The organism is Qipengyuania seohaensis, from assembly GCF_002795865.1.
In the GTDB taxonomy this organism is placed as follows: domain Bacteria; phylum Pseudomonadota; class Alphaproteobacteria; order Sphingomonadales; family Sphingomonadaceae; genus Qipengyuania; species Qipengyuania seohaensis.
The window spans coordinates 1,035,590-1,057,718 of sequence record NZ_CP024920.1 but is presented as its reverse complement, the minus strand read 5'-3'; the positions used below and the strand labels follow the sequence as shown (position 1 = coordinate 1,057,718).

Here is a 22,129-nt window from a genome sequence, read left to right as displayed (position 1 = left end):
GCCGCCCTTTTTCTTTGGCTAGGTCAAACGCTCAGGCGGTGGCCAGCAATTCTTCGGCTAGTTTGCGCCGTACGATCGGTTCGACGCCCGAACGCAGCGCCCGTTCGAGCGCAGCAGCCTTCTTGCCCAACGCTTCTTCGCCAAACATGCCGGCGGTCCCGGCGAGTTTGTGCACGGTTCTCGCCAGCTCTTCGACATGCATACCTTCGAGGATGTCCTGCTCGACCGCGGCAGTTACAGCCGCCAGAGCTTCCGACCGCCGCTCCCTCCAGCGCTCCAGCAGTTCTGCGGAAGGTTTCCTCTCGGACGCCTTGATAGGCGCTACGGGCCGGCTTCCGGCTTCTTCTGTCACGATGCGCACGGGCAGCCACCGGGCGAGGGTTGCGGTCAATTCCTCGAAGACGAGTGGCTTTGCAAGATGACCTTGCATTCCGGCCTCCTGTGCGGCGGCGATGTCCTCCGGGAAAGCGTTGGCGGTGAGCGCAATGATCGGAAGCTGGTTGCACGAAACCCCGTTCTTGCGAATTGTATGTGTGGCGGTGTAGCCGTCGCAGCCCGGCATCTGGATATCCATCAGGACAAGATCGAAGGGCGCTTCGCTCTGCGCCGCATCGAGGGTCATTTTCACGGCTTCCGCGCCATCGTGTGCCACGGTTACGCGCTGCCCCAACTCCTCAAGCATGGCCGTCACCAGCATCCGGTTTACATCGTGATCTTCTGCCAGAAGCACGCTGGCCGAAGGCGGTGGCGCAAGCCTGTTTGCGGCGCGTCTCTCCGGTGTATCACCTACCACCTGATCGATGTCGACTTCCTGCAAGGGGATGCGCAACGTAAACCGCGATCCGACGCCAGGCATGGAGTCGACCGTCAGATTGCCGCCCAGCAATTCGGCAAGCTGGCGCGAAATCGAAAGGCCCAGCCCCGTTCCGCCGAACCGCCGGGTGGTGCTGGATTCTTCCTGAATGAAGGGATCGAAAATGTTCTCGAACCGCTTGGGATCGATGCCGATCCCGCTGTCTTCGACCGAAATTGCCAATTGCGCACCGTCTTGCAGAACGCTTACCGAAACGGCGCCGTTCTGGGTGAACTTGACTGCATTGCCGATGAGGTTGAGCAGGACCTGCCGCAAACGCAGCGGATCGCTTTGTATGTGCGTCGGAATGTCATCGGGGCACGAGACGGTTAGTTCGATGCCTTTCTGGTTTGCGCCTGCCATGTGGAGGCGTGCGCAATCTTCCACGAGACGGGGCAGGTCGAACGTCTCGTAATTGATGACGAGCTGGCCGGACTCGATCTTCGAAATGTCGAGAATATCGTTAAGCAGCATCATCATCGAACGGCCGGAGCGCGCGATAAGATCGGCGTACCGTTCCGCATCCGGATCCAGCTTCATCCGCGTCAGCAGGTCGGCGAAGCCAAGGACGCCGTTCATCGGAGTGCGTATTTCGTGGCTCATGTTCGCCAGGAACTGGGCCTTGGCGCGTGCGGCGTTTTCCGCGTGGCGCATGGCCCGCTTCAGCTTCCCTTCCAGCTCCACGCGTTCGGTTACGTCACGGGCGGAGACGACGATGCCCTCCTTGTCGCCCGTGGCGTGGTCGTAGGCGATAGCGCAGTCGGCTTCGATGTAGACGGGCTCTCCATCGATGCCGTCCAGGAATCGCCGGTAGGTGAAGCGCTCGCTGCGACTTTTTCCGGAAAGAAGTCGTTCCTCGGCCCGGGCGACCTTGTCGCGCGCTTCGGGGTGCACCCTCTCCCCCGTAGTCATGCCGAGGAAATCGGTCGGTGGAGCGCCCAGAACCCGTGCGACGGAGGGCGAGGCATAGGTGCACACGCCATGAAGATCATAGCGCAGGATGGCGTCGGTTATATTTTCGGTAAGCAGGGCCAGCTGCTTGCGTCTGGAGACAATCTCGTCGGTCAGTCGCTTGCGTGTGGAAAGGATTGCGGCGACCGGGAAGCCCACCAGAACCGACGATGCGAGGAAGGCCTCAAGGACGAGCAACTGGGCATGGAGGGGCATGGTCAGCAGATTGATCGGACCCGTCCCCAGTTGCGTGGCCAGAATAGCTATCGTCGCGACTTTCATTACGGAGAAAGCCGTCCCGAGCGCACCCAATCGGAAGGCATGGCAGATGATAATCGGCGGGACGAGGAAGAGGAGCGGGTAGGAGGTTTGGATAAACACCATCAAGGTGACCGAAGTGCCCACCATCGTAAGCCCAATCCATTCCGCCGCTTCCCTGCGTGTGGGCCAGCGCGGTTCGGACAGTGCGTCCCACGCGACGAGGACCGCAGGAGCGATAATTACCATCGACAGCGAATCGGATGCTGCCCACTGCAGCACGCCGGACAGCGATGTTATATTGCCCCCGGCGAGCGCGAGTGATGCAACCGTTGCAGAAGCCAGCGGTGCAATCAGGCCGGCGCCCAGCACGAACCAGAGCAAGTCGCTGATATCGTCCATCGTCGGGTGCGCGCTGGCGAATTTGCGGACCAGGTGCAGGGCGATGACAATTTCGACCAAGTTCGCGGTCGACAGGATGGCAGCAGTCGAAAATGGGTCGCCGACAAACAGATTGGCGGTGAGATTGCTGGCGAACAGCGCCAACAGGACGGTTTGTTCATTCCGGACATTCAAGCGCAGCAATGCAGCCACGGCCAGGGCGTTCGGCAACCAGACCACTGCAATGCGGCCGTCTCCGCGCGTCAGTTCGATGCTGATAAAAGCAAGTACGCCAAAGACGGCGAAGCCGACGATAGACGCGATCAGGCTTTTTCGATCGGGCAGGACGGATCGATTGAGGAAATCGGCTCTCGTAGGAAGACTTGCGATATCAGCATCTCCTCGTAGGTTCGGCAATGAACCTTTCGGGCCGTGGAACGCGGCCGCCCGATTTCCCGTTGAGAGGCAATGAGCGAAGCACACTCCCGGTTCAGCACCCAAAAGAGACGGCCCAACGGCTGGGTTATCCTGCTTATATTGCTGATTCACATCGGTATCTTCTACGCACTGATACGTAGCCTCGCGCCCGGCGTTGTCGCCACCGTGGAACGTGAAGTTGTCTCCGCCTTCACGGTGACCGTCACGGCGCCGCCCGAAGAAACGCCGGAAGTCGAACCCGAGCCCGATGAGGGAGCACAGGGCGATCCCGGTCGCGAAGCAGTGCCCCAACCGGTCACTGCCCCGACCCCCAAGCAACAGGTTCGGGAAGATCGTCCTGTCCCGCGTGCATCGTCGACCGGTACGGCGACCGATTCAGGCGCAACCGATAGCGGTACCGGGACTGGCGCGGCGGGGAGCGGCCTCGGAACAGGTGCTGGCCGCGGCGGCGGCGGGCAGGGCGGTGTGGCCGCAACCAAGCCTGTCCTCGTGCGGGCCATCACAGATGCCAGCGCTTTCCCCATACCGCCTGGCGGTCGGGAAGCGCGCATCGGCAAGTCGGTCATCGTCAAGCTGCGGGTTTCGGCAGAAGGCCGCGCCACGAGCTGTTCAGTCTACCGGCCGAGTCCGTTTCCCGAGACCGATGCGAAAGTGTGCGACCTCGCGCTTCAACAGCTGCGGTTTGAACCTGCGCGCAACGCCGAGGGGCAGCCGGTTGCCGCGCCCTTTTATTACCAGCAGCGGTTCTTCAACTAGGGCGCTTCAGCCGGCCGCAAGATCGGACAGCAGCTTTTCGAGCTCTTTCTTGCCATAAGGCTTGGTCAAGAGCCCCCGCGCGCCCAGCTCTTCGACGCGGTCCTTCATTTCGCCATAGCCGGTAGCCATCCAGAACGGAGTCCCGCGTCCAGCCAGCTCTTTGGCGATTGCCTCGCTGTTCTCGCCGCCCAGATTGTAGTCGAGTATGGCGGCTTCGAATTCGTTTTTCGCCAGCGCCTCCATTGCGCCTGCGACCGAACTTTCCACGCGTACCTGCGCCACGCCGAGTTCCTTGAGGCAATCTTCGGCATCGAGGGCGATGATCATGCTGTCTTCGACCAGCAGCACGCTGCCGGGGGCAGGCTTTGTGTCGCTGTCTGTTTCGGAGTTTGAAATACCATCCGCTTCGCTGTCCGCAGGTCCGCTAGTGGCCTCTGCAGCCCCGTCCCACTCGACGAAACGGTCGGGAACCCGGAAACTCGCTTCGACCCCGCTAAGCTTGTAATCAACCCGGGCCTCGCCGCCTAATTCGTGCGGAATCGACCGCTCGATGATGGTGGATCCGAAGCCGCGCCGGGACGGGGGCTTCACTGGCGGGCCCTGGCTTTCCGTCCAGTCGATTACGAGCGAATCGTCGTAGTCGCGCCGCGTGGTGATCTCGAGCAGGCCGGTGCTGTCGCTCAAGCTTCCGTATTTGGCCGAGTTCGTGATCATCTCATGGAGGACGAGGGCGAGCACCGTATAGGCTTCAGGGTTGATCTGGGCCTCGGGGCCTCTCACACGCAGGCGGTCGGTTTTCCCTGCTAGGTACGCCTTCGCCTCGCTGTCGATCAATTCGCCGAGCGGCGCCGATGACCAATTGCCCTTGGTGATATTGTCGTGTGCGAGCGCCAACGCGGAAACCCGACCACCGATTATCTCGGTAAAAGTCTCGATATCGCGTGCATCGCCGCGCGACTGGTTGATCAGGCCGCGGATCAGGTTGAGGATGTTGCGCACGCGGTGGTTGAGTTCCGCGATCAGCAATTCCTGATGCGCTTGCGCCTTGCGCCGTTCTTCCAGGTCCTTGTCGGTCAGGCGCAGGATGATTTCCAGCAGGCTTACGCGCAGCTGGTCTGCCATCTGTAATTCGCCTTCGGTCCAGGGGTTGCTTTTGCCTTCGACCGTTTCCTGCCACGCTTCAAAGCTCTTGCGCGGGGTCAGGCGCGCACCGTTCGGACCCATTTCGACCGGCTTGTCGGGATTGCCCGCCCAGGTGACGACCTGAGCGAGGCTGGAGCGCCAAAGCACGAGATAGTCGCGCGGCGAGCGCGATACGGGGATGATCAAGGCTCCCACAGCGCGGTCTGCAAACCGCTCGGCGCGGGGGAAGCGAGCCGGTAGCTCGTCCACCGCCAATACCCGGCTGGTGGCCGCCGCGTTCAGGGATTTGACGAGCGCCCGGAATTCTTCCTCGTTCGGGCCCTTGCCGCTCAATTTGTAGATATCGTCGACGAAGATGCTGATTCCGTCATGCGGAATGATCTGACCGATCACCGGATCGAGGGTCGGGAGGCTTTGCAACAGGCTTTGCCCGGCGACGATATCGCGCATCAGCCGGTCATGCACCTCGCGCCCGCGATCGCGGAGCTGCCCATGTTTCTTGTTGAGCGCGCGCTCGATCAGCAGCGATACCATTTCGGAATAGAGTTCGGCGGCGGTGCGCTGCGAATAGGGAAGGAACTTGGGGCAATAATGATGGCAGGCGAACAGGCCCCACAGCTTTCCGCCGATTACGATCGAGATAGAGAGCGAAGCCTCGACGCCCATGTTGCGCAGATACTCTATGTGGATGGGCGAGACGGCACGCAATGTGCTCATAGACAGGTCGAGCGGCGCACCTTCTGCGGTCATTCCGGGTTCAATCGCGACCGGCTCGTCGTTTACGTCGCTGATGATGCGAAAACGATTGCGCACATAGAGTTCGCGCGCCTGGGCGGGAATGTCCGACTTGGGATAGCGAAGGCCGTGGAATTTCTCGAGATCGCCGCGCGCCGATTCTGCCACAACTTCGCCGGAAAGATCGCCGTGGAACCGGTAGACCATGACCCGGTCCATGTGCAGCGTCGTGCGCACCTGGCGCGCGGCCTCTTCCAGCAAGGTGTCTAGGTCGTCCAGCTTTTCGAGGCGCTGCATGGCAGGGCGCAGGAGGCCAAGCTGGCGGCTGATGTCGCCTTGCTTGTGCCGCTCTATCTCGATGACCGAATAGGGGCCGGAGCAATGCAGGGCACAATCAAACAGCGTGCCGTCGCCGCGCAGGTCGAGGCCGAACAAGCGTTCGATCTGGTTGTTGTCGATGATCCCGCTAACCGCGCTGCGCAATTGGTCGATTGCCGGGCCGGCCAGCGCATCGCCGAGCCGGCTGCCGATCTCGATCTCCTCGTCGAGCCCGAGCATCTCTTCAAGGTTCGCCGATCGTTGGGAGACCAGCCAATCGGTGTTGACGGCGACAAGCGCGCCGAAACTCTGGATGCGCCCGAGCTGGTGGATCGGTTCACGATCGCAATTGGTCAGATCGACCTGGTAATCGGGGGCGCTCATGCGGCTTCTTTCAATTCGGTTCGGGCAAGCACATCCAGGAAGGTCGTGAAGGCGAGGGTCGCGCCATCGATCATCCGGTCTTGCTCAAGAGTGTCGAAATCGCCCGCTAGCAATGGCAGGAGAGATTGGAAATAGTCAGGCATCCGCGGGTCGGCGAGAAAGGCGTCCGCATGGCCGAGGCCGAGCTTGCGTCGCTGGGCCAGCATAGCGCGATTTCCCATGGACGAACCCGCAAGGACCCAGGCCGCGCCCAACGCCGCAGCTGTCGATTCGAATGAGGCGCCTCCCGCAATTTGCGCCGGGGCACCACCGAGCACCTCGAGATCGCGCGCAATCAGGTCGAGTTGCGAAGGAGGAGCGCCGATCTGCACGGGCCGGTAATCGGAGAAACCCGCGTCGAGATAGCGCCGGCTGGCGTATTGAATGGTGAGGAACCGCGCAAAAGAACTGTCATCACCGACGGGCAGAGCACCCATCGCGTCGTCTAGTCGGTCGTGCAGCGGGGCCGTGGCCGCGCGTAGTCTTTGTCTCAAACCCGCTCCCCCCGCGGTTGTGTTCGGCTGTCGGGGGGCCGCAAGCGAACACGAACGGGCCGCCAGAATGACGGTCCTCACCACCAAGCGACTGAAAGCGAACGGAGTTCCCGCTGTCGCGGAAAAAATTGATGGTCAGGTTTTAGGAGCGCTTAGCAGCTTTTCACCCTTGGAGCGGATCGCGCTCTCGATCATCGGTTTCACGAAGCTCAGGGCCATCGGCAGGTCGACTTCGAACACCACTTGCTTGTCCTCGATCAGGACCCGCGAATTCAGCGATTGTCCCATGGTGACGACGTTCACCGCCATGGTGTCTTCGTCAGGCCAGGACACGTCGACTTCCGCCATGCCGCCCGGCACGACATCGGCGATTTCGTGGCTGCGGCTGGAAAGGCGGTGGCGCACTTCTTCCTTGGGAAGATCGTGGGAGATCGGGACGCGCATCAGCTCTTGTGCTCCAGTTGCGGGCTGGTTTCGGCACCTTCGCCGAACTTGTATTCGAGGAACCGGTGCTTGATCGCCAGATCGTCGAGCGAGCCCTCTGCCAGCTGGCGTGTGATCGAATCGATTTCGCCGCTGATCTTGGAGAGGCTCCCGGTCAGCTGTTCATCGGGCGTTGCGCCGGCGCGCTTTTCGGTGCGGAGATGCGCCGGGATCTTGCGATAGCTGTCGACCATTTCGGGAAGCTGTTCACCGACCAGGCTGCGGATTTCGCGCGCCTTGGGGTGATTCTGGTCCAGGCCTTCGAGCTGGAACCCGAGATTGTCGAGCTGCACGCCGATCTGGTCGACGAGGTTCACGGCCGGCGGGGGCAGGGCGGGGCGCTGCGCTTCGAGCCATAATTCGGTGCGGCTCACCATCTGCTTCACGTCGCCCCTGTTGATGTCGGACCGCTTGGGGACCTTCACCTTGGGGTAATTCGAAAAGACCGCTGCAGCCACGACTACCGCGAGAGCGATCGCCATCACTCCGACGAAACCGATCCCGTCGAGCACCAGCCCCGCGACCGATCCCGCAACGAGGATCGTGAAGACGGCGCCGACGAAATAGGTCAGGCGTTTCGTCCAGTTCTTGCGGCGAACCCGGGCCGATCCTTCACCGATCGACACGGCGCGGCGATGGCGGCCACCTTCTTGGTTGTCGCGCACGAGTGCCCTGCCTTCGGAAAGGATGCGGTCGGAATCTCGGCTGAGGTCGCTCAAGGCTGTTCCCTTATCCCTCGATGCTCAACAGGTCGCTGGTCGCCATCTGCTTCTGCGCTTGGGACTGACCTTCGGCGCGCGCGATATAACCCTTCGACTTTTCGACTTCTTCGCCGAGCAGCGTCACCGTCTGTTTCATGGAATCGAGCGCGCGAATCTTGAATTCGTCGACCTCGTCCATGGTGTCGTAGATGTTCTGGAAGGCGCGTTGCAGCGTTTCCAGCGGGATCGTGCTGGCGGCGGCCTGTTCGTGGATCTTGCCGGTCTGGTCGCGCAACATGGTGCTGGTGCTGTCGATGATGCCCGCCGTCGTGTCGTTCAAGGCAGTGATCTGGCCAAGCACGAGGCGCTGGTTGGTCATTGCTTCGGCCACGGTGACGGCCGTGCGCAGCGCGCCGACGGTCGTGGTGCTGGCGCGGTCGACGCCCTTCACCAGCTCGACATTATTCTTCTTCACGAGGTCGAGGGCGAGATAGCCCTGCACGCTCACAGCCATTTGCGTGAGCAGGTCTTGCGTGCGCTGGCGGACATAGAACAGTGCGGTCTCTCGCACGGCCTTCGCCTTGGCCGGATCGGTCGCGTCGAGTTCGGCGGCCTTTTCCTCCAGCTTGCCGTCGAGCGTGTTGGAGATATGGATCATCTGTTCCAGATTACCCATCGCCTCCCACAGTTTCTGGCGTTCGACGTCGATCGCGGCATTGTCCATGATCAGTTCGTCCTTGCCGCTGGAAAGGTTCGAGAGGATCGACTGGATGTGCGTCTGCGCGCTCTGGTAGCTGCGGAAGTAATTGGTCAGCTTGTTGCCGAAAGGAATGATGCCGAGGATCTTGCGCGTGCCCGACAGCTTGCCGCGCTTGCCCGGGTCGAGGTCTTCCACCACGCGGCGCAATTCGGCGAGGTTCGCGCCGACGCCCTCGTCCTTGTCCATCGCGCGGACAGGGCGGTCGAGGAAGCGATTCGACATGCCCGCTGCCGCCATGATTTCCTTGCGGCCCATGTTGGTCAACTGGTCGACTTTCTTGCCGAATTCAGGCGAGTTTGCGTCCTGCGCGATCAGGTCGTCGACGAAACCGTCCACCTTGCTTTCCAGCTTGCTCTTCACCTCTTCCGACACGGGCACGAGGCCGGCAGCCTTTTCAGGCGCAACGGCCGGCACCGGATCGGGCGGCGTCAGGTCGAATTCCGGCGGCGCCATCGTGGCAGTAGCGGCGGGCTTTGCAGCGGGCGTGGCAGCGGCTGCCTGGGGCTTTTCGTCACTCATGAATTTACGCAGACCTCCCGGAAGATTACTCTTCCCTGTATTAGGTCTCTATAACACGAGTTTCAAGGTGCCATCATGCGATGGCAGCTACAAAGCTTCGCAGTGACAGTATCGAACGCTCAGGCGGCCAGTTCGAGCGGCTGGATTTCACCCGAGAGATAGAGCCTCTTCGCCTTGGCACGGCTCAGTTTACCCGAGCTTGTGCGCGGCAGCGTGCGCGGCGGGACGAGTTCGACGACGCAGCTCATGCCGGTCACGCCGCGAACCTTGTCGGCGATCTGGTCGCGCAGCTTGATCCGCTCTTCCGGTTCCGAAACGCGGCAATGGACGAGCACGGCAGGCGCTTCTTCGCCATTTTCGGTATCGACCGAGAAGGCGGCGATGTCGCCGTGGTTGAAACCGGGCAATTGTTCGACTGCCCACTCGATATCCTGCGGCCAGAGATTCTTGCCGTTGATGATGATCATGTCCTTCGCGCGGCCCACGATGAACAAATAGCCGTCGGCCTGGTAGCCCATGTCACCCGTGTCCAGCCAGCCGTCGACGAGGCATTCCTCGGTCGCTTCCTCGTTCCGGAAATAGGAATGCATGACGCTGGTGCCGCGGCACCAGACCTTGCCGATCTGGTGATCGCTTTTGGCTGCACCCTTCTCGTCGCGGATTTCGACTTCCATGCCGGGCAGGGCCTTGCCGCAATTGACGATCGCCCGATAGCGGGCCGGATGATCGAGGTTGCGCGGGCGACCTGACAGGCGTTCTTCCTCGACCAGTTCGACGCGGATACCTTCCCCCGGGGGCATGACGGTGACTGCCAGCGTCGCTTCGGCAAGGCCGTAGCTGGGCGTGAAGGCGCTGGCCTTGAAGCCGGCCTGCGCAAAGGCGTTGACGAAGCTCTGCATCACGTCGGGACGGATCATGTCCGCGCCATTGCCGGCGGTGCGCCAGCGCGACAGGTCGAAGCGTTCGTCCACATGGCTCTGACTGGAGATGCGGCGCGCGCAAATGTCGTAGCCGAAAGTCGGCGAATAACTGAGCGTATTGCCCTTGTTCCGGCTGATCAGGTCGAGCCACGCCAGCGGGCGGCGAGCGAAATGCTCGGTCTTCAGGTAGTCGACCGATGCCTGGTTCGCGATGGGCGACAGCAAACAGCCGACGAGGCCCATGTCGTGATACCACGGCAGCCAGCTAACCACGCGGTCATTGACGCCAAGGTCCACGCCGGTCGAATGCCCGAAGAGATTGTGCAGCAGCGCCTCGTGCGTCACTGCTACGCCGGTCGGGAAGCGCGTCGATCCGCTGGAATACTGGAGATAGCAGATGTCCTTAGGCTGCGCTTCGGGCAGCTCGCATTCGGGATCGGGGCGCTTGGCGAACTCCTGCCAGCTCTCGCCCTCGCAGCCCTGCCGGTCGGCAGCGGCCTTGGCCATTTCCGCGATCTCTTCGGGGTAGATAAGAATCTTCGGATCGCTGCTTTGGAGCTGGACCGCAAGCTGGTCGATATAGCCTTCCTTGCCGCCGAAGCCGGTGGGCAGGGGCAGCGGCACCGGCCAAGCGCCGACATAGGTGCAGGCGCAGAACAGCGCGGCAAACTCGGGGCAGGTTTCCGCGACGAGCGCGACGCGGTCTTCCTTGCCGATGCCATAGGCGGCCAGCTGGCGCGCGAATTTGAGCGCGTCTTCCCGCATCTCGCTGAAGGGATAGGGGCGAACGAGGTCGCCGCGCATATCGTGAAAATTGAGCCCCTTTTCGCTACGGGCAGCGTAATCCACCGCCTCGTTGAAGGTGGCGAAGTCGGCCCTGCGGCGTGGCAGGTCGCAATCATTTGGCGTCGGCGTCAATGCGGCGTCGGTCATTGGTTTTCGCGATTCCCGTGAAATAACAGAGCCTTGCGGCATCCCTCATGATCCCTATGCGCCACGATCACTGCCGCAACGCTATATCGAGCTTTCCCATTCGGTAAGGACTGTGGCACGAATATGGCCGATGGTTGATCGTAACGCAACACAGCGGCGCGCTCGTCGCAAGCCCAAGCCGCTCGACCGCACGCGGTTGCGCGACCTGGCGCTGTCCTACGTAGCGCGATTTGCGACCAGCGCGGGCAAGCTTGAAACCTATCTCAAGCGCAAGCTGCGCGAACGTGGCTGGGAGGACGAAGGGGAGCCCGGCATCGATGCGATGGTCGCCGATTTCGTGGACAAAGGCTACGTCGACGATCGCGGATACGGAAAAATGAAGGCGGGCGGCCTGCTGTCACGCGGATATGGCGCGCGGCGGGTCGACGAAACGCTGCGTGCAGCCGGCCTCGACGAAGGGTTGCGAAGCGAACTTGCGCCGGGCGAACGTGACGCACGAGAGGCGGCACTGGCGCTTGCGCGACGCAGGCGCTTCGGTCCCTTCTCCAGCCAACTCGGGGGCGAGACGAGCGAGATGCGTCACAAACGGAATGAAAAGCAGCTTGCAGCGATGGTTAGGGCGGGGCACACCTTCGCCCACGCTCAGGCCATCCTTTCCGCTTCCGACGAGGCGGCGCTGGAAGAATGGCTTGAAGAAGCCGATCTGTGGGATTGATGGAATGAAGTTCGAAATTGCTTTGCCGGTACTGCGCAGCGGCGCGATCTGCCTTGCGCTTGCCATGGCCGCATGTGCACCTGCCGGAACCGCCGAGGAACCCGCCAGCGCCGCATCTCAGCAAGCGGAGGCGGTCCACCCGATCTCCGGCTTGCAGATCATTCCGGTAACCGTGCGCAGCGGCGATACGGTCCACACTTTTCGCTCCGAACTCGCTCAGTCGCGCGAAGCGCAGGCGCAGGGCCTCATGTTCCGCACGGAACTGGCGGACGACGAGGGAATGATCTTCCCAAGCGAGCCGCAGACCGCGCGCAGCTTCTGGATGAAGAACACCCCGCTCCCGCTCGACATCATCTTCATCGGGACAGACGGCCGCATTCTCAATATCGCCGCCGAGACCGAGCCCTATTCGCTCGAATCGGTTTATTCGGTCGGCGTCACCAGCGGGGTGCTGGAGATTCGCGGCGGTCTGGCCGAAGAACTCGGCATCGAGCCCGGCGACCTGGTCGAATGGTGAGCGCGAAATACACCACGCATGCGCTTGGCGCGCGCGCGGGAATCAGCTAGGCGCGCGAATTATGAATCCTCTCGCAAAGATCTTCACCTGGTGGAACGGTGCCACCATCGGCACGATGCTGTGGTCCTCGCGCAATGGCGAACACGTCGGCACCGACGCGCAGGGTAACAAGTATTACCGCTCCAAGAAAAAGGGCGAAGGCCAGCGAGAGCGCCGCTGGGTGATCTACGAAGGCGCCAACGACGCTAGCCGCGTGCCCGCCGAATGGCACGGCTGGCTCCACGGATCGGGCGACGACGTGCCGGAAAGCTTCCTGCCAGCACCGCGCATCTGGGAAACCGACTACACGCCTAACGCAACCGGCACCGGTAACGCCTATCGTCCGCAGGGCGCGCTGGAGCGTGGCGGCAAGCGTGCGCGTGCGGTCGGCGATTACGAAGCCTGGTCGCCGGACGCCTGATCATGGCCCGGATCGGCCTGCTCCTAGGCGCTGCGTTGGTCCTTGGCGCGTGCTCGCAGGACCCGCCCGAGCCGGAAGCGGTCAGCACCGAAATTCCTGAAGAGTTGCAGCGTGTCGAGCTGCCCGAAGTCGCCGCTGCGGAAGCGGGGATCGGCACTCCGCTGGAAGAGCGCGTGGCGACCATCGGCCTGCTCAATAAGCGCAACAACGAAACGCAGGATCTCGAAATGCGTCCGGGCGAACAGAAGCGCGTGGGCGATGTGATCATCAGCCTCGCTTCGTGCGAGCGGACCGCTCCGTGGGAAATGCCGCAGGAAACGGGCGCCTTCGTTCAGGTCCTAGTACGCGAACGTGGCAGTCAGAACGAATTCAACCGCGTCTTTTCCGGCTGGCTGTTCAAGAACTCGCCCAGCCTCAACGTGGTCGAGCACCCTATCTATGACGTCTGGGTCAAGGACTGCGCGATGGATTTTCCAGGCGAGGAATGACCGTTCGCCGCAGCGATGCTCTGCGGGATCGAACCTTGCGGCTCACCGCGCGCCGCCCTCAGCAATTGCAGGTAATCCGATTGCGGCATGGCCACTGCGCCCAATGAGGCGAGGTGGTCGGTCATGAACTGGCAGTCGAGCAGGCGGTAGCCCGCCTCGCGCATCGCGGCAACGAGCCAAGAGAGCGCCACCTTGCTGGCGTTGTCCGCGCGGCTGAACATGCTTTCTCCGCAGAACACACGGTCGAAGGCAACGCCGTATAGCCCGCCCACAAGCTCTTCATCGCGCCATACTTCTACCGAATGAGCGTGGCCGGCCTTGTGCAAGGCGATGTAGCTTTCCTCGATCTGGTGGCTGATCCAGCTTTCCGCATGCTCTTCGCGCGGTTCGGCGCAAGCAGCGATGATTGCTGCAAAGTCGGTGTCGCAGGTAACGCGAAAGCGGTTCTGGCGCAGGATCTTGCGCAGGCTCGACGACATGCGAAATCCGTCCAGCGGGATCACCGCCCGCTCGCGCGGCTCGACCCAGTATACCTCCCGGTCGTCCCGGTGATCGGCCATCGGGAACACGCCGCTGCGATAGGCATGCAGCAGCAGATCGACGGGAATCGTTTCGGGAACGGGGGCGTGCATCGTGCCTGGGTCCCTAACAGTTTGCGCAGATATGCGATACGCATCTTGCCAGCGGGGCGCGTTGCGACTAATGCGCCCGCTCGGCTGCAGGGGTGTAGCTCAGCTGGTAGAGCATCGGTCTCCAAAACCGAGGGCCACGGGTTCGAATCCTGTCACCCCTGCCATTCCCTCTCGGGAAGGCCATTTCCTCTTCAATGGCTTGTCGACGATGTCTCCTCGCACTATCGCGCGGGTCATGACAGAAGAAGAAAAGCAAAAGCGCGATCTCGCGGATCGCAAATTCTATCCGGCACAGCAGGAAGCCCAGTTCGAAAAGAAGGGCCTCGAAAAGCACACGCCGCAGACCGAGCATCCCTCCTACAAGCTGGCATTCCAGGACAAGGACTTCCTCCTGCGCGAGGAACTGCGCCCGGTTCGTTTCCAGCTTGAACTCCTCAAGCCCGAGATGATTCTCGACGAAGCCGGTGTCGGCTCGACGCTCGTGATGTACGGCAGCGCCCGCATTCCCCCTCCCGAAGCGGCGGAGGCGGCACTGGAAGGCGCCAAGGAGCTGCCCGAAGACGAGCGCAAGGTCGTCGAAAGTCTCGTCGCCAAGAGCAAGTATTACGCCGAAGCCATGAAGCTGGCGAAGATGGCGACCGAAAAGTCGATCATCGAAGACGGCAAACGCCAGTTCGTCGTGTGTTCGGGCGGCGGTCCCTCGATCATGGAAGCTGCCAACCGCGGCGCCAGCGAAGCAGGCGGCGAATCCATCGGCCTCAACATCATCCTGCCGCACGAGCAGGCTCCGAACCAGTATGTGACGCCATACCTCTCGCTCAACTTCCACTATTTCGCGCTGCGCAAGATGCACTTCCTGCTGCGTGCGCGCGCTGTGGCGGTATTCCCGGGCGGCTTCGGTACGTTCGACGAATTCTTCGAACTGCTGACGCTGATCCAGACCGGCAAGATGAAGCCCATGCCGATCCTCCTTTTCGGCGAGGATTTCTGGAAGCGCGTGGTGAATTTCGAGGCGATTGCCGAAGAAGGCACGATCTCGAAGAAGGACCTCGACCTGTTCCGCTGGTGCGAAACGGCCGAGGACGCCTGGCAGCACATCAGCAATTTCTACGGCCTCTAAGGCCGGCAAACCGGAAGGCTCAGCCCAGCTTGCGCACCGCCTGGTGCCCGAGCGGGCCTGAGCCTTCGCCGAATTCGGGCGCATTCTCGATCGCTGCGTAGACAAACCCGCGCGCCAGCCTGATCGCGTGGGTGGTCGGCTGTCCATAGGCCAGGAACGTCGCCAGCGCGGCCGACAGCGTGCAGCCGGTCCCGTGCGTGTGGCGTGTATCGATGCGATGATGGCCGAAACTGGCGACCTTGCCGGTGGAGGAAACCGCGCGGTCGAGCACCTCGTCACCTTCGCCATGCCCGCCTTTCGCCAGCACCACGGTGTCGTACTTTTCCGCCAGTTCGCGCGCGGCATCGAAGACATCCTCGTCCCCAATGTTCTCGCGTCCCGTCAACGCTGCCAGCTCCGGAAGGTTGGGGGTGACGATGGTGGCGATTTCCATCAGCGCGCCGAACGCACCGATCGTCGCCTCGCTCGCCAGTTCGGAGCCGCTGGTGGCGACCATGACCGGATCGAAGACGATCGGTCCGGCGAAGGTGTCGAGCCGCTCTGCCAATTGCATCGCGATTTGCGGCGATCCCAGCATCCCGATCTTGATCGCATCGGCCCCGATGTCGCCAAGACAGCTTTCGATCTGGTCCATCACCAGTTCCGGATGCATCACCTCGACACCTTGGACGCCGCGCGTATTCTGCGCCGTGACCGCGGTGATCGCGCTCATCGCATAGCCGCCGAGCATGGTGATGGTCTTGATATCGGCCTGGATGCCCGCACCGCCCGAGCTGTCCGAGCCGGCGATGGTGAGAATGCGGGGAGGAGCGCCGCTCATGCCTTGTACTTTCGCGCGGTGCTGGCTGGATATTTTTCCAACAGCTTTTTGGATCGAGTCGGGCGGTCCATCAGCTCGCCCCCGCAATTGGGGCACAGATCGTCCAGTTCATCCGCGCATTGGGTGCAGAAAGTGCATTCGAAGCTGCAAATGAAACTGCCTGGCTTGTCGGCTGGCGTATCCGCGCCGCAGCGTTCGCAATCGGGGCGCATTTCCAGCATCAGGCAGCGTCCTTCACGGCATCGCAAATGCGGTCGACCACGCGCTCGACCTGCGCGGCATCGTCGCCTTCGGCCATGACCCTGATGACCGGTTCGGTGCCGGAGGGCCGGATGACGAGGCGACCGGTTCCTTCGAGTTCCTTTTCCGCCTGGGCGATGACTGCCTTCACGCTGTCGGCCTCCAACGGCTTTCCGCCGGAGTAGCGCACATTCTTGAGAAGCTGGGGAACGGGGTCGAAGACGTGCAGCAATTCGCTGGCCGGCTTGCCCGACCGCACCAGGCTGGCAAGTACGCGGAGCGCGGCGACAGTGCCGTCTCCGGTGGTCGCATGGTCGAGCAGGATCATGTGGCCGGATTGCTCGCCGCCGATATTGAAGCCGCCTTGCTTCATTTTCTCGAGCACATAGCGGTCACCGACCTTGGCGCGCTCCAGGGTCAGGCCAAGGCTTTGCAGGTACCGCTCGAGACCGAGATTGCTCATGACAGTGGCAACCACGCCGCCACCCGTCAGGTCGCCGCGCGCATGAAGGCGCGATGCGATCAGGGCCATGATCTGGTCCCCGTCGACCGCGCGCCCCTTCTCATCGATCACGATCAGGCGGTCGGCATCGCCATCGAGCGCGATCCCGATATCGGCACCTTCCTCGACCACACGGGCCTTGATAGCATCGAGCGATGTAGAACCTACGTCGCGGTTTATATTGGTGCCGTCGGGCTCGACGCCCATGGCGATGACATCCGCGCCCAGCTCCCAAATTGCGGAGGGCGCGACCTGGTAGGCAGCCCCGTTGGCGCAATCGACGACGACCTTTAGCCCGTCGAAGCGGATGTCGCTGGCCACCGATTGCTTGATCGCGTGGATATAACGGCCCCGCGCATCTTCAATCCGGCGCGCCCTGCCGATCTTGTCGGCCCGGACGAGCAGCGGTTCCTGCTCGAGCAGCAATTCGATCGACGCTTCGGCCTCGTCCGAAAGCTTGAACCCGTCCGGGCCGAACAACTTGATGCCATTGTCTTCGTACGGATTGTGACTGGCCGAAATCATCACGCCGAGGTCAGCCCGCATTTCACGGGTGAGCAGGGCGATTGCCGGAGTGGGAAGCGGGCCGGTCATGATCACATCCATGCCCACGCTGGTGAAACCGGCCACCAGCGCGCTTTCCATCATGTATCCGGAAAGGCGTGTATCCTTCCCGATGACGACCCGGTGGCGATGCCCGCCGCGCAGGAAATGTGTTCCCGCCGCCTGGCCAACCCGCATGGCTGTGGCGGCGGTCATCACGCCCTCGTTCGTGCGTCCGCGAATGCCGTCGGTGCCGAAGAACTTGCGTGACATCTCTCTATGCGCTCCCTTGTCTGCCACCGCTTCTTGGCCGTGATTGATGCGGAATAAAAGCCATGGCGCCATTTTTCCGAGCCGCTATGCAACCTCGTGCCTGCCCATGCGTTGTAAGGGCAAACCGAAAGTTCAACACGAATACCGAAAAGGGGATCCATTCATGGCATTTCAGCTGATCGACCTGCCGTACGACGACACCGCGCTCGAGCCGGCCGTGTCTGCGAAAACGCTGTCCTACCACCACGGCAAGCACCACCAGGCCTATATCGACAAGACCAATGCCGCCATCGAAGGCACCGATCTTGCCGGCAAGAGCCTGGAAGAAGTGATCGCCGCCGCGCGTGACAGCAACCAGGGCCTGTTCAACAACTCGGCACAGAGCTGGAACCATGGCTTCTACTGGCATTCGATGGCTCCATCGGAAACCTCGCTTTCCGACGAACTCAAAAGCATGATCGAAGCGTCCTTCGGTTCGGTCGACGAACTCAAGTCGAAGCTCAAGGATCGCGGCGCAGGCCACTTCGCCAGCGGCTGGGTCTGGCTCGCCGAAAAGGACGGCAAGCTGTCCATCGAGGAAACCCATGACGGCGACACGCTTGCCGACCACGAGGGTGTGAACCCGCTGCTCGTCATCGACTTGTGGGAGCACGCCTACTACCTCGACCACCAGAATGCGCGCCCCGCGTACCTAGATGCCGTCAGCGGCAAGCTCAACTGGAGCTTCGCGCATGACAATTTGTCGCGCGGCTCGACTTGGTCCTACCCCTCGTAAGTCCGGCAGGAATACGGACCTATCGAAAGGCCCGTCGCACCAGTTGCGGCGGGCCTTTTCGTGTCAGGATGTGGATTGTTCGTCGTTTTCGTCGCTGAACACGCTGGCGGTGAATAGCGGCTCGCCGAAGATGAACCCGACCAGGTTCGGCCTGCCGATATGGTCGAACAATGCCGTCAGCATCAGCAGGATCGGCACCGATAGCAAGGCACCGAATGCGCCCCAGATCCACGTGAAGTAGGACAGGGCTATCAGGATCATGACGGGGTTCATCGTGAAGCGTGCGCCAAGGATGGACGGCGTGATCGCATTTGCTTCGATCGTGTGCAGTCCCAGATAGGCAAGCGCCGGAACCAGCCCCAGCAGTACCGTGTCCGCAGTTCCGATCCCGAACAGCGCGAGCAGGCCCACCATCAATGTCGGGCCGATGTACGGCAGGAAATTCAGGATCGCCGCAAGGCCGCCCCACATGATCGGCGCATCGACGCCTAGCGCCCACGCACCAAGCGCCACGATTATACCGACCAGTGCATTAATCCAGCCGACAGTGAGGATGTATGCGGCCACGCGGTCCTGCACTTCGCGCAGCACGCGCGCCGCCTTGATGCTGGTCCCGAAACTCGTCCGGCCGAAGAGCAATTTCTGGCGCAGGCGAATGCGCGATTCGATCATGAAGAAAGCCATCAGGAGGGTCAGGATCACCTCGATCACCACCGTGGGAGTGGCGAAGGCGATTTCCTCTAGAAAGCTAGGGGTTGCGAGCACGACTTCGCGCGGCTGTCCTTCCCGAGCCATCAGGTCTGCCAGCTGGTCGTTAACCTGCGCTACCCAGGAGAAGCGCTCCTGCAATTCGCCGAAGCGTTCACCGACGCGTTTCACCAGCGCAGGCAATTCGTCGAAAAGCGTGATCGCCGGCTGGAGAATCAGCGCGAGCGCGAGAAGCAGGATCGCGAAGAAGATGAGCAAGGATATCAGGGAGGCCAGCGCGTTGGGCAGCCCCCAGCCATTCAGTTTATCCGCCAGCGGCGAGAGAATGACGGTCAGGATGACCGCTGTTACAACGGGCAGAAAAACGATTGCCCCGATCGACAGAACGAAGGGCAAGGCGAGGAACAGGCCGACCCCGAGGAGCAGGACGAGAGCCGAAATAAGGCGCAATTCCTGCTGCGCAAAAGCGTTGCGCTGGCCCGGCCGGCGAACCGGGGGCGGGGATTGCGAGGCTGGATCCTGATTGCTCATCTTTAGCCTATTTGCCGTGCAGCGGTCGGCGGGACAAGCGCGGGATCACCCGTCAGTTGCGCGAAGCCACGCCGTGGCCGGCAGCAACTTCGTCCAGCTCTTCCAGGATGGCGCGATGGGCCGTGTCGTCGTCGATGGAACGCTTCGGAATGGATCCGTCGGCGAGCATCGAGTTGAGTGTGGCGCGGGCGCGGCCCACGCGGCTCTTGATCGTTCCAACGGCGCAGCCACAGATGTTTGCCGCCTCCTCGTACGAGAAGCCGCCTGCACCAACCAGCAGGAGCGCTTCGCGGCGTTCCGGAGGAAGGGTCAGCAAGGCGCGGTGCATATCCGACAAGTGGATCGGTTCTTCCTGCCCTGCGGGCGCGGTCAGTACACGTTCGGCAACCGTCTCGTCATATTCGCCGCGGAATCGATTGCGGCGCATGTCGGTCAAATAGGCATTACGCAGGATCACGAAGGTCCAGGCGCGCATGCTGGTGCCGGGTTGGAAGCGTTCCTGTGCGGCCCAAGCCTTGAGCAGGGTTTCCTGCACGAGGTCGTCGGCCATGTCGGCGCGGCCGCAAAGCCCGCGCGCAAACGCACGAAGGTGCGGCACGACGTCAGTCAGTTCGCGTTTGAAGTCGGCTTTCTCGGAAGCCGTCCGCTGCTCACTTTCCATCAGTCCTTCGAGTCCAGTTTCGACAAGAGGTCCTTGAATGTATCAGGAAGTGGTTCATCGACAACGGAATCGTAGAGCTGACGCAAGCCATTGGCCCATTCGGGCTGGCCTTCTTTCTCGCTTTTCGACATCCGGGCGGTGCCCTTGGGCAGCTTTCCTTCGGAAGATGCAGGGGAAGTCATCGTGCTACAAATACGTCCTTGTCCTCGCAACCTGGGGCCCGATCGGTTCTTCGCCAAGTCGCTGGTTATGATCCCTCTAGTGCACCCGTAACGTTGCAGGGGGGATCGGGTTCCAGTCCGGACAATATAAATAAGACAGGTGTTAGCAGGGTCGGAACCAACCCTTGCGCGAGGGATATTACCAAAGCAAACCGCAAGACCAGACGGGGATGATAGGTGGTTGAGGACAGGCTTAAGCGCAAAGGGGTGCGCCAGCGTTGGCTGGTCGACTATCCGCGCGCAGTCCCCTTGGCCATCTTCCTGCTGGTTGCCGCGGTCACGGCGCTGAGCGTTTTTGCGATCGAAAGCGGGCAACGTATCCGCGAAGATGCGGAACTCACGCGGAAAGCGCAAGCCATGGCCTTCGCGATCGAGCGGCGGGCCTACTCCAATTCAGCGTTCCTGAGAGCCGCAGGTGCCTTGTTCGGGTCGCAGGACAAAGTGGATGGCGAAACATTCCGTCAATTCGTGGCAGAGCTCAGGCTGGACTCCGATTATCGCGGCGCCGAAGGCATTGGCTGGGCGCCGGCAATCGATTCCACGGTGGTCGCGGAAACCGAAGCGGTTCTAAACGAGGGCAAGCTGCACTCGATCAGGATCACGCCGAGCATCGTTGCCGAACCCCGTTCGCAATTGGTCCCGGTTCTTTTTCTTCAGCCCGATACCCTTCGCAACCGACGTGCGCTTGGCTTCGACATGTATTCCGAGCAGGTCCGTCGCAAGGCGCTCGACGAGGCGACGCGCACCGAACGTCCGACTGCGACCGGGCGCGTGACGCTGGTTCAGGAGGGAGGCGGCGAGGAGCCGGGCTTTCTGATCTACATGCCTGTATTCGAGGGCAGTATCGGTAATCGCACTCTGAAAGGCTTCGTCTACAGCCCGTTCACCGCAGCCCAGTTCCTGACATCGGCGGCAGAGCTGGTGTCGGGTGAAGAAACTCCCGTGAGGCTTTTCGACATTGGCGATGGGGACCGTGTCCTGATGGCAGAGCGCCAGGGCTGGGCGCCCGATCGTGCGACGGTGGATCGCCAGGTAGATATGGCAGGTCGGGAAATGCTGCTGGTCGTACAGGCTAGCAATGACAATACGCTGTCCTCTCTCTCGATGATCACGCTCTTGTTCGGATTGGCAGTCGCGAGCCTTCTCTTGGTCGTTGCGCGCCTCTTGACCCAGCAGGCGCAGGAAGACAGCCGGTCGCTCGACTGGTTCGCCGAACAGAACTCGATCCGCAACTCACTTACCCGCGAGCTTAACCACCGTGTCAAGAATACGCTCGCCAATGTCCTGTCGATCGTTTCCCTCACACGCCGCAGGGCAGACAACCTCGACGATTTTGCGGAAGGCATCGATCAACGCATCAGGGCGCTATCGGCCACGCATGACCTGCTGACGCAATCGGAGTGGGGTACCACCCCCATCCGCTCGGTCATCGAAGTCGAGCTTGCGCCTTATGCAAACGATGCCGAGCACGAGGTCGTGACGGAGGGCCCGCAGGTCGAGCTCGCGCCGAACGACGCGCTCTCGCTCGGACTCGCGATCCATGAACTCGCGACCAATGCAGCGAAATTCGGTGCGCTGAGCACGGTGGGCGGCAAGGTTTCCATCGTCTGGACACTCGTCAACGAACGATTGGCTCGGATAGACTGGACAGAAAGCGGTGGTCCGCGTGTGACCGAACCGACAAAGCGCGGCTTCGGTACGGACCTTATCGAAAAGATCGTGGCGCACGAACTGCGTCACCCTGTCGATCTGGAGTTCCTTCCGACTGGTGTCCGTTGCAAGCTGCTCGTCCCGGTGCGTGAGCCGAGCGAATTCGCCCTTAGAAGTCCGCCGGCCCAACACGACGTGGGGTAGGCT

At 61.9% G+C, this 22,129-nt stretch carries 22 protein-coding genes and 1 tRNA gene; 9 read left to right on the top strand and 14 right to left on the bottom strand.

Going from position 1 to position 22,129, the window contains the following annotated elements:
* Window positions 1–31 precede the first annotated feature (31 nt).
* Entirely contained in the window at window positions 32–2,860 is a 2,829-nt protein-coding gene (locus tag CVE41_RS05120; RefSeq protein WP_198507727.1) for an ATP-binding protein, read from the bottom strand.
* A gap of 51 nt (window positions 2,861–2,911) precedes the next feature.
* On the opposite strand from CVE41_RS05120, the gene CVE41_RS05115 reads away from it, so the two are divergent.
* Window positions 2,912–3,637, top strand: coding sequence for an energy transducer TonB (locus CVE41_RS05115; protein ID WP_100259680.1), 726 nt, complete (start codon window positions 2,912–2,914; stop codon window positions 3,635–3,637).
* Window positions 3,638–3,643: 6 nt separating this feature from the next.
* On the opposite strand, the gene CVE41_RS05110 is transcribed toward CVE41_RS05115, so the two are convergent.
* The 6 genes from CVE41_RS05110 to CVE41_RS05085 all read right to left on the bottom strand — a co-directional run bounded on the left by CVE41_RS05110 (window position 3,644) and on the right by CVE41_RS05085 (window position 11,066).
* Entirely contained in the window at window positions 3,644–6,217 is a 2,574-nt protein-coding gene (locus CVE41_RS05110; protein ID WP_100259679.1) for an HWE histidine kinase domain-containing protein, read from the bottom strand.
* Complete coding sequence (locus tag CVE41_RS05105; RefSeq protein WP_157799414.1) at window positions 6,214–6,750, bottom strand: biliverdin-producing heme oxygenase; 537 nt, start codon at window positions 6,748–6,750, stop codon at window positions 6,214–6,216. Before CVE41_RS05105 ends, CVE41_RS05110 begins: the two co-directional genes overlap by 4 nt.
* A 135-nt stretch (window positions 6,751–6,885) precedes the next feature.
* Window positions 6,886–7,194 (bottom strand): polyhydroxyalkanoic acid system family protein, encoded by a 309-nt coding sequence (locus tag CVE41_RS05100; protein ID WP_100259677.1) that lies wholly within the window; start codon window positions 7,192–7,194, stop codon window positions 6,886–6,888.
* A complete protein-coding gene (locus CVE41_RS05095) occupies window positions 7,194–7,952 on the bottom strand; it encodes a hypothetical protein (protein ID WP_100259676.1) in 759 nt (252 codons plus the stop codon). Before CVE41_RS05095 ends, CVE41_RS05100 begins: the two co-directional genes overlap by 1 nt.
* Before the next feature lie 10 nt (window positions 7,953–7,962).
* A complete protein-coding gene (locus CVE41_RS05090) occupies window positions 7,963–9,213 on the bottom strand; it encodes a toxic anion resistance protein (RefSeq protein WP_408633963.1) in 1,251 nt (416 codons plus the stop codon).
* Between the two features lie 119 nt (window positions 9,214–9,332).
* The gene (locus tag CVE41_RS05085; RefSeq protein WP_100259675.1) at window positions 9,333–11,066 is read right to left on the bottom strand and encodes a fatty acyl-AMP ligase; all 1,734 of its coding nucleotides are present in this window, start codon (window positions 11,064–11,066) and stop codon (window positions 9,333–9,335) included.
* A gap of 130 nt (window positions 11,067–11,196) precedes the next feature.
* On the opposite strand from CVE41_RS05085, the gene CVE41_RS05080 reads away from it, so the two are divergent.
* The 4 genes from CVE41_RS05080 to CVE41_RS05065 all read left to right on the top strand — a co-directional run bounded on the left by CVE41_RS05080 (window position 11,197) and on the right by CVE41_RS05065 (window position 13,246).
* The gene (locus tag CVE41_RS05080) at window positions 11,197–11,781 is read left to right on the top strand and encodes a regulatory protein RecX (protein ID WP_100259674.1); all 585 of its coding nucleotides are present in this window, start codon (window positions 11,197–11,199) and stop codon (window positions 11,779–11,781) included.
* 4 nt (window positions 11,782–11,785) lie between these two features.
* The gene (locus CVE41_RS05075) at window positions 11,786–12,298 is read left to right on the top strand and encodes a DUF192 domain-containing protein (RefSeq protein WP_100259673.1); all 513 of its coding nucleotides are present in this window, start codon (window positions 11,786–11,788) and stop codon (window positions 12,296–12,298) included.
* Between the two features lie 61 nt (window positions 12,299–12,359).
* Entirely contained in the window at window positions 12,360–12,758 is a 399-nt protein-coding gene (locus tag CVE41_RS05070; RefSeq protein ID WP_100259672.1) for an NADH:ubiquinone oxidoreductase subunit NDUFA12, read from the top strand.
* Between the two features lie 2 nt (window positions 12,759–12,760).
* Window positions 12,761–13,246 carry a DUF2155 domain-containing protein gene (locus tag CVE41_RS05065; RefSeq protein WP_100259671.1) on the top strand — a complete coding sequence of 162 codons (486 nt, stop codon included), beginning with the start codon at window positions 12,761–12,763 and terminating at the stop codon, window positions 13,244–13,246.
* On the opposite strand, the gene aat is transcribed toward CVE41_RS05065, so the two are convergent.
* On the bottom strand, window positions 13,195–13,878 hold the full coding sequence (gene aat / locus CVE41_RS05060; RefSeq protein WP_100259670.1) for a leucyl/phenylalanyl-tRNA--protein transferase: 684 nt from the start codon (window positions 13,876–13,878) through the stop codon (window positions 13,195–13,197). The genes CVE41_RS05065 and aat overlap by 52 nt on opposite strands.
* Before the next feature lie 88 nt (window positions 13,879–13,966).
* Here aat and CVE41_RS05055 point away from each other — a divergent pair.
* Both CVE41_RS05055 and CVE41_RS05050 read left to right on the top strand, forming a co-directional pair.
* Window positions 13,967–14,042, top strand: a tRNA-Trp gene (locus CVE41_RS05055).
* A gap of 71 nt (window positions 14,043–14,113) precedes the next feature.
* Window positions 14,114–14,998 (top strand): LOG family protein, encoded by an 885-nt coding sequence (locus CVE41_RS05050; protein WP_157799413.1) that lies wholly within the window; start codon window positions 14,114–14,116, stop codon window positions 14,996–14,998.
* 19 nt (window positions 14,999–15,017) lie between these two features.
* Here CVE41_RS05050 and thiD read toward each other — a convergent pair whose 3' ends face one another.
* From thiD to glmM, 3 genes are read right to left on the bottom strand one after another with little or no spacing between them, the layout of a single operon-like run.
* On the bottom strand, window positions 15,018–15,818 hold the full coding sequence (gene thiD / locus CVE41_RS05045) for a bifunctional hydroxymethylpyrimidine kinase/phosphomethylpyrimidine kinase (protein WP_100259668.1): 801 nt from the start codon (window positions 15,816–15,818) through the stop codon (window positions 15,018–15,020).
* Window positions 15,815–16,039 (bottom strand): DUF1272 domain-containing protein, encoded by a 225-nt coding sequence (locus CVE41_RS05040; protein WP_100259667.1) that lies wholly within the window; start codon window positions 16,037–16,039, stop codon window positions 15,815–15,817. Before CVE41_RS05040 ends, thiD begins: the two co-directional genes overlap by 4 nt.
* Entirely contained in the window at window positions 16,039–17,376 is a 1,338-nt protein-coding gene (glmM, locus tag CVE41_RS05035; protein WP_100261378.1) for a phosphoglucosamine mutase, read from the bottom strand. The genes CVE41_RS05040 and glmM overlap by 1 nt, the downstream gene beginning before the upstream one ends.
* Window positions 17,377–17,539: 163 nt before the next feature.
* On the opposite strand from glmM, the gene CVE41_RS05030 reads away from it, so the two are divergent.
* Complete coding sequence (locus CVE41_RS05030; RefSeq protein ID WP_100259666.1) at window positions 17,540–18,151, top strand: superoxide dismutase; 612 nt, start codon at window positions 17,540–17,542, stop codon at window positions 18,149–18,151.
* Between the two features lie 63 nt (window positions 18,152–18,214).
* Here CVE41_RS05030 and CVE41_RS05025 read toward each other — a convergent pair whose 3' ends face one another.
* From CVE41_RS05025 to CVE41_RS05015, 3 genes are read right to left on the bottom strand one after another with little or no spacing between them, the layout of a single operon-like run.
* On the bottom strand, window positions 18,215–19,390 hold the full coding sequence (locus tag CVE41_RS05025; protein ID WP_100259665.1) for an AI-2E family transporter: 1,176 nt from the start codon (window positions 19,388–19,390) through the stop codon (window positions 18,215–18,217).
* A gap of 52 nt (window positions 19,391–19,442) precedes the next feature.
* Complete coding sequence (locus CVE41_RS05020; protein WP_100259664.1) at window positions 19,443–20,051, bottom strand: sigma-70 family RNA polymerase sigma factor; 609 nt, start codon at window positions 20,049–20,051, stop codon at window positions 19,443–19,445.
* Window positions 20,051–20,233, bottom strand: a complete 183-nt coding sequence (locus CVE41_RS05015; RefSeq protein WP_100259663.1) for a NepR family anti-sigma factor — start codon at window positions 20,231–20,233, stop codon at window positions 20,051–20,053. Before CVE41_RS05015 ends, CVE41_RS05020 begins: the two co-directional genes overlap by 1 nt.
* A gap of 216 nt (window positions 20,234–20,449) precedes the next feature.
* On the opposite strand from CVE41_RS05015, the gene CVE41_RS05010 reads away from it, so the two are divergent.
* Window positions 20,450–22,126 carry a CHASE domain-containing protein gene (locus tag CVE41_RS05010; RefSeq protein WP_100259662.1) on the top strand — a complete coding sequence of 559 codons (1,677 nt, stop codon included), beginning with the start codon at window positions 20,450–20,452 and terminating at the stop codon, window positions 22,124–22,126.
* Window positions 22,127–22,129: the final 3 nt, after the last annotated feature.

Coding starts and splice junctions, on each gene's coding strand:
- CVE41_RS05025 (WP_100259665.1), bottom strand. CDS start 19,390: ATGAGCAATCAGGATCCAGCCTCGCAATCCCCGCCCCCGGTTCGCCGG.
- CVE41_RS05070 (WP_100259672.1), top strand. CDS start 12,360: ATGAATCCTCTCGCAAAGATCTTCACCTGGTGGAACGGTGCCACCATC.
- CVE41_RS05110 (WP_100259679.1), bottom strand. CDS start 6,217: ATGAGCGCCCCCGATTACCAGGTCGATCTGACCAATTGCGATCGTGAA.
- CVE41_RS05020 (WP_100259664.1), bottom strand. CDS start 20,051: ATGGAAAGTGAGCAGCGGACGGCTTCCGAGAAAGCCGACTTCAAACGC.
- CVE41_RS05115 (WP_100259680.1), top strand. CDS start 2,912: ATGAGCGAAGCACACTCCCGGTTCAGCACCCAAAAGAGACGGCCCAAC.
- CVE41_RS05085 (WP_100259675.1), bottom strand. CDS start 11,066: ATGACCGACGCCGCATTGACGCCGACGCCAAATGATTGCGACCTGCCA.
- CVE41_RS05100 (WP_100259677.1), bottom strand. CDS start 7,194: ATGCGCGTCCCGATCTCCCACGATCTTCCCAAGGAAGAAGTGCGCCAC.
- CVE41_RS05030 (WP_100259666.1), top strand. CDS start 17,540: ATGGCATTTCAGCTGATCGACCTGCCGTACGACGACACCGCGCTCGAG.
- thiD (WP_100259668.1), bottom strand. CDS start 15,818: ATGAGCGGCGCTCCTCCCCGCATTCTCACCATCGCCGGCTCGGACAGC.
- CVE41_RS05050 (WP_157799413.1), top strand. CDS start 14,114: ATGACAGAAGAAGAAAAGCAAAAGCGCGATCTCGCGGATCGCAAATTC.
- CVE41_RS05075 (WP_100259673.1), top strand. CDS start 11,786: ATGAAGTTCGAAATTGCTTTGCCGGTACTGCGCAGCGGCGCGATCTGC.
- aat (WP_100259670.1), bottom strand. CDS start 13,878: ATGCACGCCCCCGTTCCCGAAACGATTCCCGTCGATCTGCTGCTGCAT.
- CVE41_RS05065 (WP_100259671.1), top strand. CDS start 12,761: ATGGCCCGGATCGGCCTGCTCCTAGGCGCTGCGTTGGTCCTTGGCGCG.
- glmM (WP_100261378.1), bottom strand. CDS start 17,376: ATGTCACGCAAGTTCTTCGGCACCGACGGCATTCGCGGACGCACGAAC.
- CVE41_RS05080 (WP_100259674.1), top strand. CDS start 11,197: ATGGTTGATCGTAACGCAACACAGCGGCGCGCTCGTCGCAAGCCCAAG.
- CVE41_RS05090 (WP_408633963.1), bottom strand. CDS start 9,213: ATGAGTGACGAAAAGCCCCAGGCAGCCGCTGCCACGCCCGCTGCAAAG.
- CVE41_RS05040 (WP_100259667.1), bottom strand. CDS start 16,039: ATGCTGGAAATGCGCCCCGATTGCGAACGCTGCGGCGCGGATACGCCA.
- CVE41_RS05015 (WP_100259663.1), bottom strand. CDS start 20,233: ATGACTTCCCCTGCATCTTCCGAAGGAAAGCTGCCCAAGGGCACCGCC.